The sequence below is a fragment of the Sphingobacterium chuzhouense genome (genome assembly GCF_014692525.1).
Lineage (GTDB): Bacteria > Bacteroidota > Bacteroidia > Sphingobacteriales > Sphingobacteriaceae > Sphingobacterium > Sphingobacterium chuzhouense.
The window spans coordinates 301404-319364 of sequence record NZ_JACNYL010000004.1 but is presented as its reverse complement, the minus strand read 5'-3'; the positions used below and the strand labels follow the sequence as shown (position 1 = coordinate 319364).

Genomic DNA, 17961 nt, shown 5'->3' with positions numbered 1-17961 from the left:
TTTTAGTTGTTATAAATAAAAAGGTCAAAATCTTCCATTAAACCATAATCAAGTGTAGCATATCCTTCTCCTGAAGGGTAATAACCATTCGTCTTTCTGAATAACGCAGGAGCTGCGTACCCCGATGGGGGATTGTTGTGATGCGGCCCCAATAGATTTCTTAAACTGCCGATAACTTTAACAGCAATCCTATTTTCACCATTGCGGAGGAAAGGGGAAATATCTAACATATATGGAGGATATCCAATGGTTCCGATCTCTTTGCCATTGATTATCACAATAGCTATTGTCCCCTTCCATTCATATAATTTAAGTAGGTATTTTTTATCTGATGAAATCTTATATTTTTTTGTATATGTTACACCTTCTGCATACATGGGCATTCCTTGTGATTTCCAGCTTCCCAGATCAAGGGGAGTGGCTGAAGATAGTATCCATCCTTTTTCAGCAGGTAATACATTAAAATCTCCAAGAATATAAATAGGTTGTATCTCAGCAAGTACTTTCATCGGATTAGCTATGATTTTTAGGCTATTTATTCCTTCCTTTATATGTTGGCCGATATCGATAACAGCAAAATTCTTATCTAGCCACCATTTTCCAGGTTCTGGTTTTAATGCGATCCCATTCACCAAGATGTTTTCATATAAGTGCGCCTGTTCTACTACCGCCTTTAGGTTTTCCAAATCAGTGCCTAGAGCTATGTTGAAATTATATACGGCTTCAAATCCCGATCCCCTTTCGAATGTATCACGGTCTAACGTCTTTCGCTTGAATTGAACAGTATGATCCCAAGGATTACCTTTCTTAAATCCATGAAACTTATATACGCTGTCTGCTGCATTAAAAAAGAATTGATCTTTTAGTATTTCATCGCCTATATATAAGTCACAAAAATCAATAGGAAGGACATTCCTCATTGTTCTTTGTATATTTAATGCAGTTTCACTTTTCAGTTTTTGCTCTAGGCGGGGTTCATTCCATTGTAAATATTCACTCCTCTTTTTATCGGAAATAAACAATAGAAGACTACCCGCAGGCGGTATATCAAAATTAATATACTTACCATCTTCGTCACGATATTCCGGGTAATCCCAAACTTTACCGGTAAACGGATCGAGCAACAGTACATCTTGATTTTGTAGTTTAATTTTCCCATTAGCCGAATCTTGCATATCCGCATTAGTCAAGAAAATCAATTGTCCACTATTTAATATCCTCCGATGGTGATATAGATTTCCGTTTGCTGTATCAGACTGTAATGAAATAGCCGGATAAGGTCCTAAGAAATGTTTATGAATTACATCTTTCCCATATGATGACAATCTCTTCGTTCCCTTTGCCAAATTGAAATGCTTGAGTTCATCATCCTTCTCGCCATCAACGTATTTCAGGTCATCGAATTGTAATAGCTTACCATTGTTTGAAATGTATTTTTCTAGCAGTTTAAGCGTAGCATAATCTATGTTTTCCATGCCTGGAGGAATTACGACAGTAGTATAAGTCCTTTGACCAACGATAAATTTATTATCCGTTACCGAACCGTGATCTTTAATTATATTTTCCGATCCAATATCATATTCTGCCTGATTTTTTTCCAATGTCTTCACGAACGATACGAATTTCTCTCCTATTTTCATCATTTCATCATTAGGTTCGCTAAAAGCAGTCGGAGGAGGTACTGCATACATCCAAGCGGAAGTTGTAGGTTGTAAAACAAGTACGTCATTTATTTGCTTTCCCTGTGAAAGTGCGAAAGACAACCTGGCATAGTAGCTATTCAATTCTCCATAGTATGGATACCAAGGATTCTGATAGGAAAAACTCCCGGGATAATCGGTTTTCCTAGAGCCATGTATACTCATCATAGACATATGCTGGCATAAAAAATTTATACCTAGAGCATACTCCCAATCTCCGAGACGTTTCATATCTTTAAATGTCATATCCCAACCTGCCCCTCCGTAAGACTCTGAAAGCACTCGTTTTTTATTCAATTGGTTAGCTACGCTTACAGCCTCCTTTACCGCCCGGATATTCCCAAATTGGGTTTCCCTTCCGCTCCCTACTCCCTTCTCATTATATTCATTAAACAACATATCTATCCCTGGTATATGGTGCCAGGCATACATTGCCATGTTATCAGGAATATTATAGGGACTGGGCCACGTATGCTCAAAATAATTACAGACCGATGCCAAGCCTTTCTTCTCTACGTGTAGAGAATATGGTTTTGCCCATCTATCTATTAACATATCCAAGAGCGTTTGGAAATAATTATGTCTCACTTTTCTCCAATTGCCCACATTTTCAAAAAGACAGGGTAGATTTACCGATAGGTCATACCCCCATCTATTCTCAAATACCCGAAACAGCTCAGGTGTCCATCTGATGCTCTCTCCTTTCATTGCTCTCAAAGTCATTTCGTCACTGAAAATACCAGGCACCGTTTTCCCAAATTCCTTTCCGAGATTTTCCTCATACCCATCTACCGCTATCTCAAGGAATTTTCCCGTCACCCCTTCAACTAATAGGTCTACATAGGGAAAACCTCCATAGAAAGGATTTGCTGGATTATATTGTTTGTTGAAAAGATAATAAAGACCTATGCTATCCTTTTCATTATCGAGATGATCGGTTATATCCCTAAACACGCCATTCTCTTCTTTCAAACAAATAAAGAAACTACCTACGTTCTCAGGCAACTTTGTCGTTTTAACCATATTAAGCATTTGTCCTTGATTATAGGATTCAGGCATTTGATCCTGCACATGACCTCCTGCAAACCCTGAAGGATAGGAGTTTTCGTCATATAACCAGATATTCAAATCCAACTCTTTTCCTTTCTTAACCGTATATTCACAGAGTTCATACCATTCTTCTGATAGATACTCTGTAATTAAACCGGCTCTCGCATGAATAAAGACTCCCCCGAATGCATTCTTTTTAAATGATACCAACATGGAATCGATATCGTTCCTCGTGACTTTGGTGTTCCAGACAAAAAAAGGAGTAGAACCATATTCCGTATCTGGAGAGGCAAATTGGTCCATGAAATATGTAAAATCATCACGGACATCATCTCCTGAACGTTTAAACCCGAGTATAAAAATACCAACAAAAAAAAATGCTGTTAGGGTCAATACGGTTATTTTTATTTTATTCCTGTCCATAACACCTTACTTCAAAAAGTCTTGCATTTTCATCTCCATGCGATTTCTTAACGACTAATTTGACCTTATCTACTTTTACTACTTGGAAAGAATGAGTCACCTTTCTTAAAAAATTATCATTCACCTCTTCTCGTTTTATTAAAGAGTTTCCGTTGTACATTTCCAATATGTAGTCACTGATGGTCTCGGGCTGAGGGCCTCGTATCTGCCTTTCCAACACTACCTTTTCACCGGACAGCCTCAAATGCCTATCCAGCCCAGTATCAAAGGTCAATTCTACTTTACTAAGTATTTGTGGCTTGGTCCAACTCAGTTCGATGGCTTGATCTCCAGTCAAGAGACTTGCCCTCCATTGATGGCTATCGCCATCTTGTATATCTCGGTTTATACCATCGATAATTTTTTTTGCTTCAAATCCGGATAGCTCAGCAGACGCCGTCACTTTCGCCTGTAGCGCAAGGTCTCTTTTATCTTCATTTTTTACATTTAAAATTGCCTGATCTTGTCGTAGTAGCAACTGTTGATATTCTTTCAATTTTACTTTATTCTGCACAAGTTCTCGTGGTGTTAATCCGTCCTTAACACAAAATGCAACAGCGGTTCCGATAGCTTGACCAAGTGTGGCACAGGTTGCCATTACACGCGTTGTTGATAAAGCTACATGCGTGACCGAAATGTTACGCCCTGCCATCACTAAATTTTCATACGTCTTACTATAAAGGGTTCTTAATGGAATAGAATAAGGTCCCTTTAAAGGAATAGATCGAAATGGGCTTAACGAAGTATCATCCATACCAGCCGGCAAGTGATCATCCAACGGCCAACCTCCATACGCCACCCTATCATCAAAATTTCTCTGTTTCAAAATATCGTTTTGGGTGAGCACATAATCACCTGTAACCCGTCTACTCTCCCGTTTTCCGGGAATCGCTCCAAACCAAGATAAAGCCCAGTTGGCTGATTCAGGATGATTGCCCGAATTTTTGATATAATCCCAAACGCCAAATACAACAGCCATTAAATCATGTCTTATTTTCTGGCCGTCATGCACTATATTTTCCAATCCACCCAGTTCTATCCACCAATAGCCGTATTCCCACGAACGGATCCTACGATGTTTGAAATCGGAAAACTCATATTTTCTGGCCCAAGTGGGAGCCTTAAATCGCATCTCTTTCGGATGCTCTGATGCCATAAATAGCAAGCTGTTTCCCATGGTAATATCGTCCGCTGTTTCTAGTCCAAGTGGTTCATTATATTCTGATTTAGCTTCCCTTCCTCGCATAAACTCGGCTCCTGTCAGGGCCGCCAATGTACCGTCGCCTGTACAATCTGCAAAATACTTTGCTTTTATCTTATAAATCTCCTCTGTCTGAGAACAATATGCATGGATCTCCTTTACTTTATCGCCCTCTGTCTGGACGCCATAAAGCATCGTGTCAAACAACAGTGTGATATCAGGATTTGATAACACTTTATCATATAATACATAATCAAATATCTCCCATGAGTTTTGTTGATTTATATACGATTCAGTGAGCATCATCTCTTCCAAAATCCCCGTTTCACGCCAAACTTGCTTCAGCTGGGAAGCACCACAGATGTGCATTCGGATTTCCGAGCTGGCATTGCCTCCCAGTCGGGATCGATTTTGGATCAATATAACCTTTAGTCCATTTCTAACCGCTGACAAAGCATTACAAACTCCGGCCATTCCACCACCGGCAATCAAATAATCCGTTTCTATTTCCCGAATAGCGAATACCGATCCCACATCTTGAACTTCACCTAAGGAATCTTTTTCCGATATATTTTTAGCTAGAACTGGATCCACCAGTAAAGCTCCAGAACCAATACCAATTGCTTTTAAAAAGTCTCTCCTATTGTTTTTCATTTTCACAAATTTTTAAGATTAATTCTTTCTGGTTATCTGAAACTCTGTCACTCTTCAGGAATGTTGTCAGAATCGCCTTAGTTTGATTATTCGGCATAGAAATGATATTTAAAATCCTGTTTATTATATGTGATTTAAGCGCCGTAATTCGAGTCAAAACAGGATTATATTTATCTGGAGTGGACCAAAATTTGTCACCTAAAGCATCTATTGCATTATGCGGAACGTAATCATCCTCTGCGAATATTAATTTAAATATTTGATCCTCATATCTTTTTATATCCTCAGAAGAACCATATTTCAAAAAATATATTTGATAGTCAGGATTGGATGATGTCATAAAATATATTGCCCACTTTCTTTTTAGATAATTTTCATCTAGATATTTACGTAACTCTTGTTTTATATTTCCATTTACAATATGCCATAGTGTATAAACGGTATACAACGCACCAGGAACTGTTACATTTGAAAATAACGGGGCAGTAGGTTTAGTTACCGCATCTACTTTAACAGAATATTTATTAGGTCTTTTATCCAGTAGTTCTTCTACTTCATAATCCCGTAAAACCGATAGTGTATCAATGAGTATTTCTTGTAGCTTTTTATAATCATTATCTACAAATCGATCATGATCGAATTTTGTGAAATGAATATTTTTTTCTCGACTGAAATGGTGAAAGTTACCTAGCAAATCCCAAAACAAATTCACCTCTAGAGGCAGACATACTTGATCGTTACAAACATCCATTTGAAGCTTAACACCGTAAAACAATTCTTTCTCCTCCATCGTTTCAACCAAAAATACTGGAAGATGCAATGTATCGTTGAACGTATATGTCATGATGGCATCCGGTTCTATTTTCAGCTCAGCCCACGTCTGCCCGAAACAGTGACAGATACTTAGGCAAAGTATTGATATATTAATCAGGAGATTATTCATCAATTAATTTTAAATCACCTTGTGTTCTCTTTTCGTTGTTTTTTGCATCATATGTTATTTTGAGCGTATTTAACCCATAAGCTGGAATTTTCAAGGTTTTCGAGCCTTCTGTTAAAATCTTATCAACTACCTGACCTTCTTTATCGAGAATCTCTATTTTATTGATAATTTCATTTCCACCAAACAATATACTATGATTAATTTTTGCGTTGACCTCTTGTTTATCGACGCTGTTATTCAACAGTATCAAATAAGTTTCCCTCTTTGATTTATTTACAGCACCGATAAAATCAATACGCTCATTATCAATACTTAAAATATCTTCTTTCAAGAATAATTCAGCATCATTGCCATATACTTTTCCCGCAGAAAAACCGTAGGTCTGATGAGGTCCGACCTTAGGTGTAATAAAACCTCGTGGAAAGCTAATACTTCCATTGGAGCGCAGCTCTACTTCAGATAATAGGTAATCCATTATCCAACCTACCTGCCACCAGGCGTGATGCGGGTAACGTCCTACACCTGCGTTCATTTTATCCCAGTAATAAGAGGCTACATTTGTCTTTTGATCTACAAACGCGTCTTGCCCCCAAGCGGCAGCTCGAGCCATATTTAAATATAAAGAATCTTGTGTAAGCTTAAATAATCTGACAAACATGCCTGCATGACTTGCCATTAAAATAGGTCCATTCTTGTTTGCCGATCCCAACAGTCCTCCCTGTTCAAATCTAGATCCTACTTGGCTAATTTCCCAGTCTTCCCGTATAATCCCTTTTACCTCTTTTTTTTCTCGCGTTGGAATAGGATGCGTATAAACAGATGCAGTATACATGCGAGCTGTTTTCATCGCCGCTTCTTTATACTTTTCGTCTTTAGTTACTTCGTATAAATCAAGTAACCCCTGTACACTTTGACCCGTTGCAAAATCTTGTACAAATCGAAAATCGCCACAAACGCCTAAAAAAGCTCCCTCATTGACCGCATGCTCAATGAACCAGTCTGCTCCACGACGAGCTGCTGCCAAATACTTTTCATCACCTAGAATACGATGGGCAACAAGTAAACCATAGAAGGTGGGGCGCAAGTCTTTAAGATCAGTAAAAACCGGGGCCTTTGAAGAGCGATCATAAGCCACTTGCCACTGTCCATCTGCACTTTGCCATTTCAACAACTTATCTGCTCCCAATCTCAATTTTTCTCGCAACTCCTCATCTTTGGGATCAAAGAGAAGCATGTTTCCGATATCCAACATCACATAATATGTTAGCGCGATAGGTTCAACATAATCCCCCCATTCCTCAACAAAACGCTTGGTTTTCCAGAGATAATACTGTCCCAATGCTGCTCCCTGAAAAAAGCCATCCGTCTCTTGCTGTTGTGCTATTTTGAAGTTCCTTGCATATGGAAGACGTCGCTCTTTCAGCACTCGATCGTCCATGATCGTCGCCAACATCCACATTGCACCATAATCTGAGTTTTTCATGGCATCTCCATCAGCTTCGTACACGCTACTCAAATAATCCTGCGCCCCAATTTCTAATTGTTTGTACGGTTGAATATTCCACATCGATATGGAATCGTCTCTAAGGTAATGAGACATAGATAACACTCTATTTATTAACGATTGCTTTGTATCTTTCAATGTCAATACATCTCCAAATCGATAGATATCGTTAATGGCATGTTTATATACTTCGTACCAATCAGCCTTTTGCAACGTATATCGGAATTGAAATGTCTTTGTTTCGCCCTTTTTCATATAGGAGCCTCTTTCGCCCAGCACAGGATGGTATATGGTTGGACTCAACTGATGGTTTCTGGTTATCAAAGAAAGCCCTAACTCCCAGTCATCGTGCGTCATCTTGTTTTCCTTCCATGGATCACGACCATACCCCGGTTCGGGAATTACAGCTAACGTTAATCCACTCTTATTGCTAATTAAAGGTGAAAGCGTGCTTGTCGATCGTTCCCTTAACATCACTGGTTGGTTTGGGACTCCCTGTCCATATCCATATGCTTTTATTAGATTGTTCTCTATTGACCGTCCTTGAAATTGCCCGGGAATCATACCCCAATCTAATTCCCCTGTCGGTATGTTGACCAATGTAGGGCTTGCGATAGAGAAATAGCCGTCTTCCTTAGCGGTTAATACCATCTCTACCATTACATCGTGTTGATAAGTCGGATGAAAAGACCATCTAGCGGAAAGCTTTATTTTTTCAGTTTCTTCTAGAAAAGTAAGCTTATTCTTTCCATTCTTTGCCACCTTTGAAGGATAAAAATGAATTTCTTCCCCTGCTAGGTGAAGGGGAACAGCAGAAAGGCTGGTTTTCCATCGATTAAAGATATGTCCGTACATACTGTCGGGGAACGATGCAGCTTTTTCATCCACTTTTTCCAACAACGGCCGTTTATCTGGCTTTTCTGCTGCATATAAGATGGTGTATTCGCCAAGAGGTTCTTTCAACTCAACCGTTTGGTTTCCATCTCCTACAGCTATACGTCTCAATACATAACCATCTGCAGATTTTTCCCATTCTATGTTTAGTTCTTCATTTTTAAGAACAAGACGATCCTGTGCGGATATAGTCAAAGGAATCAACCATACAGCAAATATACCATACAGAAATATGTCACTCTTTAATTTCATCCGATATTGATATTATTGTTCTTTTATACAACGGATACATTGTCCTTCTGCAGAAGGTCTATTGGATCGATTGATGGCAACATTATTGTATGTTAATAATCGCCTTATACCGTTTGTGCCCTGTGTTCCACTCGGTGTCGAAGTCCAGAAATAAGCAAATGTTCCGAATCTATTATAACTGCCATCGGGATATCGAGCTCCAGCGGGTTGTGCACTAAACCCATAATCATCCGCACCGATAAGTACGTCACTAGTCACCCACCAATCATCCGTACTCATTAACAACGCAGCTTTATCACCTCGCCATGCGGCATCGTTTACTTCATTTCCCATACCAATAGTTCTTTCCAGACCCTTCCAATCATCATCTAAAGGTACTCTCCATCCGTCAGGGCAGACACCTTTCGGATTATCCACCACGTACCAGTTGTACAGCAAGCCGAACGTCGCGACCATCTGTTCCTCAGAATCTATTCCGTCGGCATTTCCGTAAGGATATATACTGTAAGCTCCTGATGTGGTTTCTGCCCAGTTTTTATTGTCAAGACCGGTTGGAATCGGTGTACCGTCGCGATAGCGTGTAACTCTTAAATTTTCTTTCATCCATTCTTGTCCACCAATGATGACAGTCTCGTACACATTACCGTCTATATCGACAACACCACCAGCTGATCCGCCTATTAACACATTCACATCCATGGTTACCACATACTCTCCCGTAATGTTTTCTGCCTTTCCCATTTCTGACTCTACATCACTGAGTGTTATATTAGGATAGAACAAAGCAAAATCCCCCGTTCCCAGTTCTCCATCTCGATCGACATCTATATATGCCGACAAATAAATAGTTTCTTTCTTTGGATATTCTTCAAACGTCGCACGAAAGCCACTTTCGATCTGCTGTTGATCCAGTGTGATAGACTGCGAGGCATCTACAGGTAATTCGCGATACGATTTACCTGTAACTTCGTCATAATGTAAGTTCAAGACCAAAACATCACCTGCACTTGGCTTGGTAGCACCTGAAAACCTTACTTTGACATCCAAAAATCGTGGTGTAGCTTTTTTATCATCTTTTTCGCAAGATAATACCCCTATAATGGTTATAAAAGCTAAACATATACATAAAATTTTTTTCATGATTTTTGCAATTAAATTATGTTAGTATGTAAAATGTAAAACAGACTTCACTGGATGATGGTCTGAGGGTACCGGTTTCTGCAGCCGTGAAGATGATCCCACTTCAAAATTGATTAATATATCATAGGTAGTTACAGCTATCTTTGTAGACGGGTACGTAAATATATAATCGATTCGAGAACTACCATTTTGTCCCGGTTTTACACTCGAAGTTGCTCTATTGACTGTGGTGGCATAATTTATATTTGTACGTTCCAACGCCTTATCGAATGTATCTTCCAGTCCTTCCTCCTTCATGATGATACAAGCCGAGGAATGGCCGTCGATCACCGTTTCCGGATAACCATTGAAATCTCCCATTATAATTACGGGTAAGCCGGTCTCTTGTCTTTTCTGCTTCGCATACACCGCTAAATTTTGTGCTCCCACGGAACGGATTCGTTGCGCCTCTTCTCTCTGCAAATTACTACCTGCCGGAACATGCACATTGTATACCAATAACTCCTTACCAGTCTCAATTTCCTTGAGCCGTACGTGCGTAGGATAACGTGCGGTATTCTGCCCATTAACTTCAGATCCAAAAATATCAATATTATCGTCATAAGATACCAGTTCAAACTTTTCTGGCTTCCATGCGATTACCCGGGCAGACACCTCCCTTTCGGACACATGACATTCATAATGACCTTGTAGCATTTCTGAAAGCTCATCCGCTAGTACTCTTGTTTCCTGAAATCCAACGATATCTGCATTATTATTAGGTTGCAGCACCATCGATTTAAGTGCGTCTTTACGCAAGTGCCAAGCAAACTCAGGTTCAACAGCTCCATCAGCTTCTATACCCAATATATTATATGTGGTAACAGCAATCTCAAAGGTAGCTGTATTCACGGGATTCACGTCTGACCAATCTGTCCACCCTTCAGATGTAAATGCTCTTATTTGAATATAATACGGTTTTGATCTTTGTAAATTCTTAATATCAATAGCGGCACTATTACTTTCAAGCGCTGTCGCTCCATTCATATCCTCTGATTGCGCGTACCGGATCTCATACTTCGAGGCTCCAGAAAGCCCTTCCCATTGCAACACGATATTGGTGCTATAACTCGTAATTGCAGTAAACTCGGGATTATACGTTTCACCTGGTTCTTCCGGTGTTGTATCGGTTGTTTTTGTACATGCTATTGTTACAACAAACAATAGCAACAATATTAATATATTTCTTCTTTTCATATCTATTTTTTCTATTCCCCTACCATCCTGGGTTTTGTTCCAATTCCCTGTTTACATCTATCTCACGCTGAGGTATAGGCCACAAATAGTGTTTAGATGCATCAAATGTATTTGTGCTGATAACCTGAAAAACCGCCGTTTCATTTGGATATACAGATTTTCCATACGCATTGAACGAAGGAATAATTGAATCATACCATCGCGCTTTTACGCGTCGCCCAAGCATATTGCCAGGCATCACATGCTCTGCTATCCGCCAGCGACGAAGGTCGAAGAGACGAAATCCTTCTTGTGCCAGTTCCACTGTACGTTCATAACGAATTAAATCTCGTAGCTGCGTTTGTGTCATGTTAGTCTGCGCAGCAGGCATACCCACACTTGGGCGTCCCCTCACCTCATTAATGGCGGCGATCACGCTATTATCTATTTCATTTAATTCTATCTTTGCCTCGGCATACGTTAACAGCACTTCTGCGTAGCGCATAATGATGAAATTTTGCTGTGACCTGGCAACTTCTCCAGGCAAATCCGCTTCATCAAAATACTTTTTCCAATGATATCCTGTGAAGGTTGCGAATTGATTGGTCACTTCCAAGTTGTTCACGCGGTTAATCGTTCCTCCCACGTTTTGTAAGGTAGTAGTCGAATCCGGGTGCGTTTCAAACTTGAAGTTGTTATACCATTCGCCAGGGCGAAGTATAGATTGTTCCAAGCGAGGATCACGATTTTCATACGGTTTCTGAGGGTCAAAAAGTGGCGATTGGTCTATTCTTAGTCCATCAGTGCAGCGATAAATATCTATCATTGTTTGTGTCGGAACTAATACTGCATACCCCGGAGCAGACCGTGTTCCTAGATAACGAGGTATTTGATGTACTTGAACGCCCAGCAAAAAGGGAATATCCATGATGACCTCGGACGATCTACTCCCCACATGTTTAAAAAGCTGTCCATAATTTGAGTAGAGCGTGTATTGACCAAAATCTATAACTTCCTTTGCTGCTGCAGCGGCTATTTCATATTCACCATGATATAATGCGATTCGTGCTTTATAAGTAAGCGCAGCCCCTCGGGTGGCCCGTCCCTCATCCGTATTAGACCAAGTTAACGGCAAGTGAGCCGCAGCAAAATCCAAATCATCAAAGATAAAACGCAAAATATTTTCTTTTGCTGTTCTAGGCATCTGTGCATCCTCCAACTGTAACATCGTGGTCACTAACGGCACGTCTCCATATAAACTGACAAGAAAGCCATAATTCCAAGCTCTTAGGAATCTGGCTTCTGCTTCAATTCGATTATAGAAATCTTCCGAAACCACCTCTTGTGCTCGATGCATATTTTCCAAGATATTATTGCAACGCATAATACCATTATAATAGAATTCCCAAGTGTCATAAAACAAGTTTGTTTCTGTAGTTACCTGACCGCCTTGGAGATCCAACATATTCACATAATTCCCTCTTGTCCATGTAATATCTGTCGATCCATCCAGCCACATAATATAAGGCACATTATGTGATGATATCCAATACAGACTCCTATAAGCACTGTTTACTGCCAACAATAATTCATCCTCATTCGAAAAAAATGTAGAGCTTGAAGGGCTATCCAATGGAAATCTGTCCAGAAAATCCTTATTACATGAGGTAAATATAACTACCGATATAAGGACAGCTATGATGTTATTTGTTATTCGTTTCATAATATTCTATACAAATGGTATTTCATTAAAATGTTAAATTGACGCCAAACAAAAAAGTGGAGGAAATAGGATATATATTGGCATCACCACTTCGTGTCTCGGGATCCCATCCTTTTGGCATTTTATGTAGGGTAAAGATATTATCACCGGTGGTATATACACGTAGTTTTTTAATGGTACCATTACCTACCCAACGCTCCGGAAACGTATATCCAATTTGTACATTTTTTAACCGTGCATAAGCACCGCTATACACCCACCAACTCGAATTCATAAAGTTGTTGTGCGTAGATTCTGAAATAAGTCTCGGATAGGCAGCATCGAGATTTTCCGGCGTCCAATGGTCTAAGTGCCATTTTTGCATTTTCCCATTATTATACATAGCCCATATTGCATCTCCAGTAAAAATTGAATTTCTTTCTCCAACACCTTGTATCAAGGCGCTAAAATCAAATCCCTTATATTGAGCATTTAGGTTCAAACCAAATATATAACGTGGAATCTCATTGCCTATAGCAACCCGGTCTTCTGTATTTACCACGCCATCACCATTTACATCTTCATAGATAATATCCCCGGGACCGTAATTGGTAAAACTTTGTCTCGGATACTCGTCTACCTGCTGCTGATCCCTAAACAACCCCAAAGCGTTATATCCAAATAGTGTATTAATAGGCATACCCTCTTCAATTACTCTAAAACCACTGATAATCGGGCCAGTACCCCTCAGATCGACTACTTCGTTTTGTACATCAGAAACATTCAGTCCGATATCATATCTGAAATCTTTTGGTGCTGACCGATATCTCAAAGTAAGATCCCAACCTTTATTTCGGACCACTCCTGCATTTTGATATGGCTCTGTTAAACCAATAATAGCTGGTACCGGCAATCGCATCAATATACCCGTTGTATTCTTCACATAATAGTCAAAGGATGCAGAAAGACGATTATTAAATACGGCCATATCTAAACCGAGATTAGTCGTTTCTGTTGTTTCCCAAGAAATACCCAAATTCGCCATCTCCTGTTGGTTTGCTCCTTGCACTGGAGAATTGCCAAAAATGTAACTGGAACCAAGAGCCATAACGGCTGAAAATGGATAATTCCCTATCTGTTGGTTACCAAGTCTTCCCCAAGATGCCCTTAATTTTAAGTCACTCAACCAGCTGCTTGTAGGAGCCATAAAATCCTCGTCAGCAATCCTCCACCCCGCTGAAAAGGACGGAAACGTACCATACTTGTTTCGGTCAGGGAATCTGGAGGAGCCATCAACCCGTATATTAGCTTCCAAAAGATAACGCCCTTTATAGTCGTAATTAATGCGACCAAACCACGATCTTAGCGACCACTCGCTTCTTGTACCCGAATTTTGCCAATTCTCAATAGGTCCCGCATCTAATTCTTGATAGTCCGGTAACTGATATCCCTCTCGTCTTGCTGAAAAGTCTTCTGTGCGATATCCTATTTGCTCATAGCCCACCAAACCTGAAAAGCTATGATCATTGAGTTGTTTGTTATAACGTCCTATCAAACGAGCTGTATTCTCCCATGTTCTCGCATTACTGCGAATAAAGAGACTTTTAACTGGCACCGTATACGCCGGGGTTTCCATTCCCGGCACAAAGGTCTCTATTGCTTTATTGAAGTGCCTCCGATGGTTGCCAGAGTACTCAGGTGTAAAAAACGCTTCTAAATCAGCTCCTTTAAAAGGCTGATAATTGATTTGGAACGTTGCTCTCAACTGATCATAGTCATATTGATTGATCCCTCCCTCAGCAAGATGCGCAATAGGATTATTCCCATTACTTCCCACACCCCATCTACCGTCGGTCAGCCGAGCTGGCTGGACAGGAGAGATACGATTAACCTCTGTGTAAATGTCACGAGCAGATCTTTCCGTTGGAGAGAGACGGCCGGACACCAAAAAAGTTGTTTGTAAATTGTCTTTGACGTTGGCTTTCGCGTTGAGCCTGAACGAATAACGTTGTTGACGATGGTTTGGTATTACACCCTGTTGATCTTGATAAGCTATCGATCCCATAAAGTTGACAAGTTTACCGCCAGATACACCTACGTGATGATGCTGTGTCATTCCTGATCCGGTATATGCCTCTTTTTGCCAATCTGTGTCGGGATACCAATCTGGATCAATATCCTTATAACGAAGATAGTCTTCCAGAAATTCATCTGAATAAATCGGTGTTCTGTTTACGTTGGCAAACGCCTCATTAAGTTTGGTCATATAGGTATATCCGTCGACGAATTCAGGCAACTCCGTAAAAACCTGCCGACCGACATAGCCATTATAGTTCATCTGCAGCTGTTCACCTCCCCCCGTTTTTGTAGTTACCAATATGACGCCATTGGCGGCTCGAGAACCATAGATAGCTGCTGATGCGGCATCTTTCAATACAGAGATATTCTGAATATCATTAGGGTCTACACCATCAATGCTACTCTCCACACCGTCGATTAATACCAAAGGAGATGCTCCCGCATCAGAAAACGTACCGATTCCACGTACTCGAATCGTACCGCCATCCCCGCCGGGTCTACCAGAACTTTGTGTGACAGCTACTCCGGGCGCCATGCCTTGCAAAGCCATAGAAGCTCGGTGTACAGGACGCTTCGCTAATTCCTCGCCATCAATGGAACTAACCGCACCAGTCAAGTTGATTCTCTTCTGCGTCCCATATCCCACTACGACAACCTCATCGATCGCTGACATATCTTCTTCCAGCGTAATATCGATATTTCTCCGTTGTCCCACTACAATTTGCTGACTGACATAACCCACGGAGGAGAATACAAGCACAGCTTGCGACGAAGGCACACTGATACCATAACGTCCATTTTCATCTGTGACAGTAGATACATTAGAGCCCTCAATCTTGATATTCACGCCCGGCAAAGGATCCTGATTGCTGGAAACAACTCCCCTTACTTCTTGTTGCGCCCACGCAGCAATGGAGCACATTATCGCCAGTAAAGAAAGAAAAAATCTGTGTTTTAACATAATTAGTATAATTTATTTGATTAATTCATTTAATACATCTTACAACCAGATTAGTCTAGTCTGGTATGGTTCAAATATACCCTCTCCATTTTAAGATAATATTATGTCTATAATAGGTTTATATTAATTTATTTAATGAGCGTATCAATGATAAAAATGATCTTATACATAGTATCTTATAATTGTAAAACACAAAACCAAATCTAGTCTGGTCTGGTGTGGTCTATAAATATATAGCAAACATAAAAGAAGAAGTTCGGAATACCAAATTTTTTTAAAAAAAATTCTTTTTGATTTTTTAATTTTGGAATGGGTATTTCAGTTTGTACAATATTATCCTAAATAAATAGAACAGGTTAATCAAATTTTTGGATATTCCGTGCCTTTATAATAGGATTTAACGCGCATTAAACAGTGATTAGGTCGAAAACAGGACCAAATACGGAAACCTCTTTTCACGTTTCGATTTCCCTTTTTCCCAAAAGGGGAACACGTCCTTGGTATAAGGAAATGCTTATTAGCAAAAAGGGATCGCGTTTTACTAAAAAGAGATCACATTCTCCTAAAAGGGATCACGTTTCCTAAAAAAGGGAACACTTCCTGGGGATAGAGGAATGCTTATTAACAAAAGGGGAGTGCATTATCGTAAAAAGGGATTACGTTTCTCTAAAACGGTTTATCTTTTTAAGAATCGGGGAATATTATTTATTTAAATGGGATCACGTTTTTTCTATATGGAAACAGTGTTTTAAAATACGGGAACACGTTTTGATAAAAGGAGTTCACGTTTTACTAACAAGGAAATGATAATTTGTAATATGTGAACACTTTTTGGCACAGAGGGATTACTTTATTACAAAAGGAGTTCACATTCCACGCTATCCTGTTTCCTTTTTCCTGACACCGGAACACGTTTTTCTGAGAAAGGAACACTTGTTGGCAAAAGGGGATCACATTTTCCTAAAAAGGGAACACTTATTCGGAACGAGCATTCCCTTTTTTGCAAAAAGGAAAATCGAAATATCAAAAACCATTCGCTTTTAGGAATATTTTTGGGGTATACCAGCATCATTCTAGCGGCAATATCCTACACCCTGGTCTGGTCTGTTCTTTTTTCTTGTTTTAACCGACCAAACCTGTTAGCTTTGCAATTGTTTTTTATAAATGAGCGAATACAAACAATGGCGGATTCTACAATAAACAATTTAGGTGGCACACAACAACGGCTAAAATATATGCAGTTGGTAGATTACATCATGGCGCAGATAGAGCAGAATGAATTGGCTATCAACGACAGATTACCTTCGCTCAACCAATTAACAGCAGAACTACGTATAAGCAAGGAAACAGCACTGAAAGGCTTGCAATATCTTTCCGAAAAGGGGATCATTGAATCGGAGTATCGTAAAGGGTATTATGTAAAGCGCTTAAAACTTCACCAACCGCACCGGGTGTGTTTGATATTAGACAAAATGAACATTCTTCGGGATCGGGTATATCAGGCTTTTTTGGAGACGATACACGATCAGGCGGAGGTAGATGTATTTTTTCATCATCACAACTTTAAAGTATTTGAAAAGCTGGTAGAAGAAAACCTAAATAGTTATACCCATTTTGTGATAGTTACTTTCTTCCGCGAAAATCCCGCCCATATTTTAAATAAAATCCCTCCTCATAAACGTATTGTGATAGACCGCAACGAACTTGGTCTTGATGGGACTTATAGCTGCATTTATCAGGATCACCAATCGGACATCGTAGATTCCTTGACAACCTTGTTACCCCAATTGGAAAAATACAAACGTTTAATACTGGTTGCCCCTTTAGAGGCTTTTCATGCCAAAGATTTGATTGACGGATTTGAAGCATTCGCCAAGGCACATAAAAAGAACCACATCATCTTCCACAGTGTGGATAAATCTTCATTTAAGAAAGGTGATGCATACATTACTTTTAGCCGATACGATCAAGACGATGTTGATATTATCAAGCTCTGCCGGGAAAAGAACTGGAAGCTTGGGAAAGATATCGGCCTGATTTCTTATAACGATACGGCAGTAAAAGAAGTGCTGGAAGAAGGCATTACAGTCATCAGTACGGATTTCCGTAAAATGGGCGAAGAAGCCGCAAATGCAATTTTAAATGAAAAGCCTGTCATGTTACGCGATCCAGCAAAGGTTATTATCAGAAAATCATTGTAAGTA

General features: G+C 39.8%; 9 protein-coding genes. 1 reads left to right on the top strand and 8 read right to left on the bottom strand.

Annotated features, from left to right (window positions below; genetic code table 11):
* Positions 1–2: 2 nt before the first annotated feature.
* From H8B21_RS17655 to H8B21_RS17620, 8 genes are all read right to left on the bottom strand, one after another.
* Positions 3–3173: a glycosyl hydrolase gene (locus H8B21_RS17655; RefSeq protein WP_190315170.1), complete on the bottom strand. Its 3171-nt coding sequence runs from the start codon at positions 3171–3173 to the stop codon at positions 3–5.
* Positions 3160–5067: an FAD-dependent oxidoreductase gene (locus H8B21_RS17650; protein WP_190315169.1), complete on the bottom strand. Its 1908-nt coding sequence runs from the start codon at positions 5065–5067 to the stop codon at positions 3160–3162. The genes H8B21_RS17655 and H8B21_RS17650 overlap by 14 nt, the downstream gene beginning before the upstream one ends.
* Positions 5054–5857 (bottom strand): hypothetical protein, encoded by an 804-nt coding sequence (locus tag H8B21_RS17645; RefSeq protein WP_190315168.1) that lies wholly within the window; start codon positions 5855–5857, stop codon positions 5054–5056. Before H8B21_RS17645 ends, H8B21_RS17650 begins: the two co-directional genes overlap by 14 nt.
* Before the next feature lie 145 nt (positions 5858–6002).
* Positions 6003–8660, bottom strand: a complete 2658-nt coding sequence (locus H8B21_RS17640) for a glycerophosphoryl diester phosphodiesterase (protein ID WP_190315167.1) — start codon at positions 8658–8660, stop codon at positions 6003–6005.
* A gap of 12 nt (positions 8661–8672) precedes the next feature.
* Positions 8673–9800: a fibrobacter succinogenes major paralogous domain-containing protein gene (locus H8B21_RS17635; protein WP_190315166.1), complete on the bottom strand. Its 1128-nt coding sequence runs from the start codon at positions 9798–9800 to the stop codon at positions 8673–8675.
* A gap of 21 nt (positions 9801–9821) precedes the next feature.
* On the bottom strand, positions 9822–11036 hold the full coding sequence (locus H8B21_RS17630; RefSeq protein WP_190315165.1) for an endonuclease/exonuclease/phosphatase family protein: 1215 nt from the start codon (positions 11034–11036) through the stop codon (positions 9822–9824).
* 19 nt (positions 11037–11055) lie between these two features.
* The gene (locus tag H8B21_RS17625) at positions 11056–12738 is read right to left on the bottom strand and encodes a RagB/SusD family nutrient uptake outer membrane protein (protein WP_190315164.1); all 1683 of its coding nucleotides are present in this window, start codon (positions 12736–12738) and stop codon (positions 11056–11058) included.
* A gap of 25 nt (positions 12739–12763) precedes the next feature.
* A complete protein-coding gene (locus H8B21_RS17620) occupies positions 12764–15757 on the bottom strand; it encodes a SusC/RagA family TonB-linked outer membrane protein (protein ID WP_190315163.1) in 2994 nt (997 codons plus the stop codon).
* 1181 nt (positions 15758–16938) lie between these two features.
* On the opposite strand from H8B21_RS17620, the gene H8B21_RS17615 reads away from it, so the two are divergent.
* On the top strand, positions 16939–17958 hold the full coding sequence (locus H8B21_RS17615; RefSeq protein WP_190315162.1) for a GntR family transcriptional regulator: 1020 nt from the start codon (positions 16939–16941) through the stop codon (positions 17956–17958).
* The last annotated feature ends 3 nt before the right edge of the window (positions 17959–17961 follow it).

Excerpts from the sequence above, each read along its gene's own strand:
- H8B21_RS17655 (WP_190315170.1), bottom strand. The coding sequence starts at position 3,173 with ATGGACAGGAATAAAATAAAAATAACCGTATTGACCCTAACAGCATTT.
- H8B21_RS17650 (WP_190315169.1), bottom strand. The coding sequence starts at position 5,067 with ATGAAAAACAATAGGAGAGACTTTTTAAAAGCAATTGGTATTGGTTCT.
- H8B21_RS17645 (WP_190315168.1), bottom strand. The coding sequence starts at position 5,857 with ATGGAGGAGAAAGAATTGTTTTACGGTGTTAAGCTTCAAATGGATGTT.
- H8B21_RS17640 (WP_190315167.1), bottom strand. The coding sequence starts at position 8,660 with ATGAAATTAAAGAGTGACATATTTCTGTATGGTATATTTGCTGTATGG.
- H8B21_RS17635 (WP_190315166.1), bottom strand. The coding sequence starts at position 9,800 with ATGAAAAAAATTTTATGTATATGTTTAGCTTTTATAACCATTATAGGG.
- H8B21_RS17630 (WP_190315165.1), bottom strand. The coding sequence starts at position 11,036 with ATGAAAAGAAGAAATATATTAATATTGTTGCTATTGTTTGTTGTAACA.
- H8B21_RS17625 (WP_190315164.1), bottom strand. The coding sequence starts at position 12,738 with ATGAAACGAATAACAAATAACATCATAGCTGTCCTTATATCGGTAGTT.
- H8B21_RS17620 (WP_190315163.1), bottom strand. The coding sequence starts at position 15,757 with ATGTTAAAACACAGATTTTTTCTTTCTTTACTGGCGATAATGTGCTCC.
- H8B21_RS17615 (WP_190315162.1), top strand. The coding sequence starts at position 16,939 with ATGGCGGATTCTACAATAAACAATTTAGGTGGCACACAACAACGGCTA.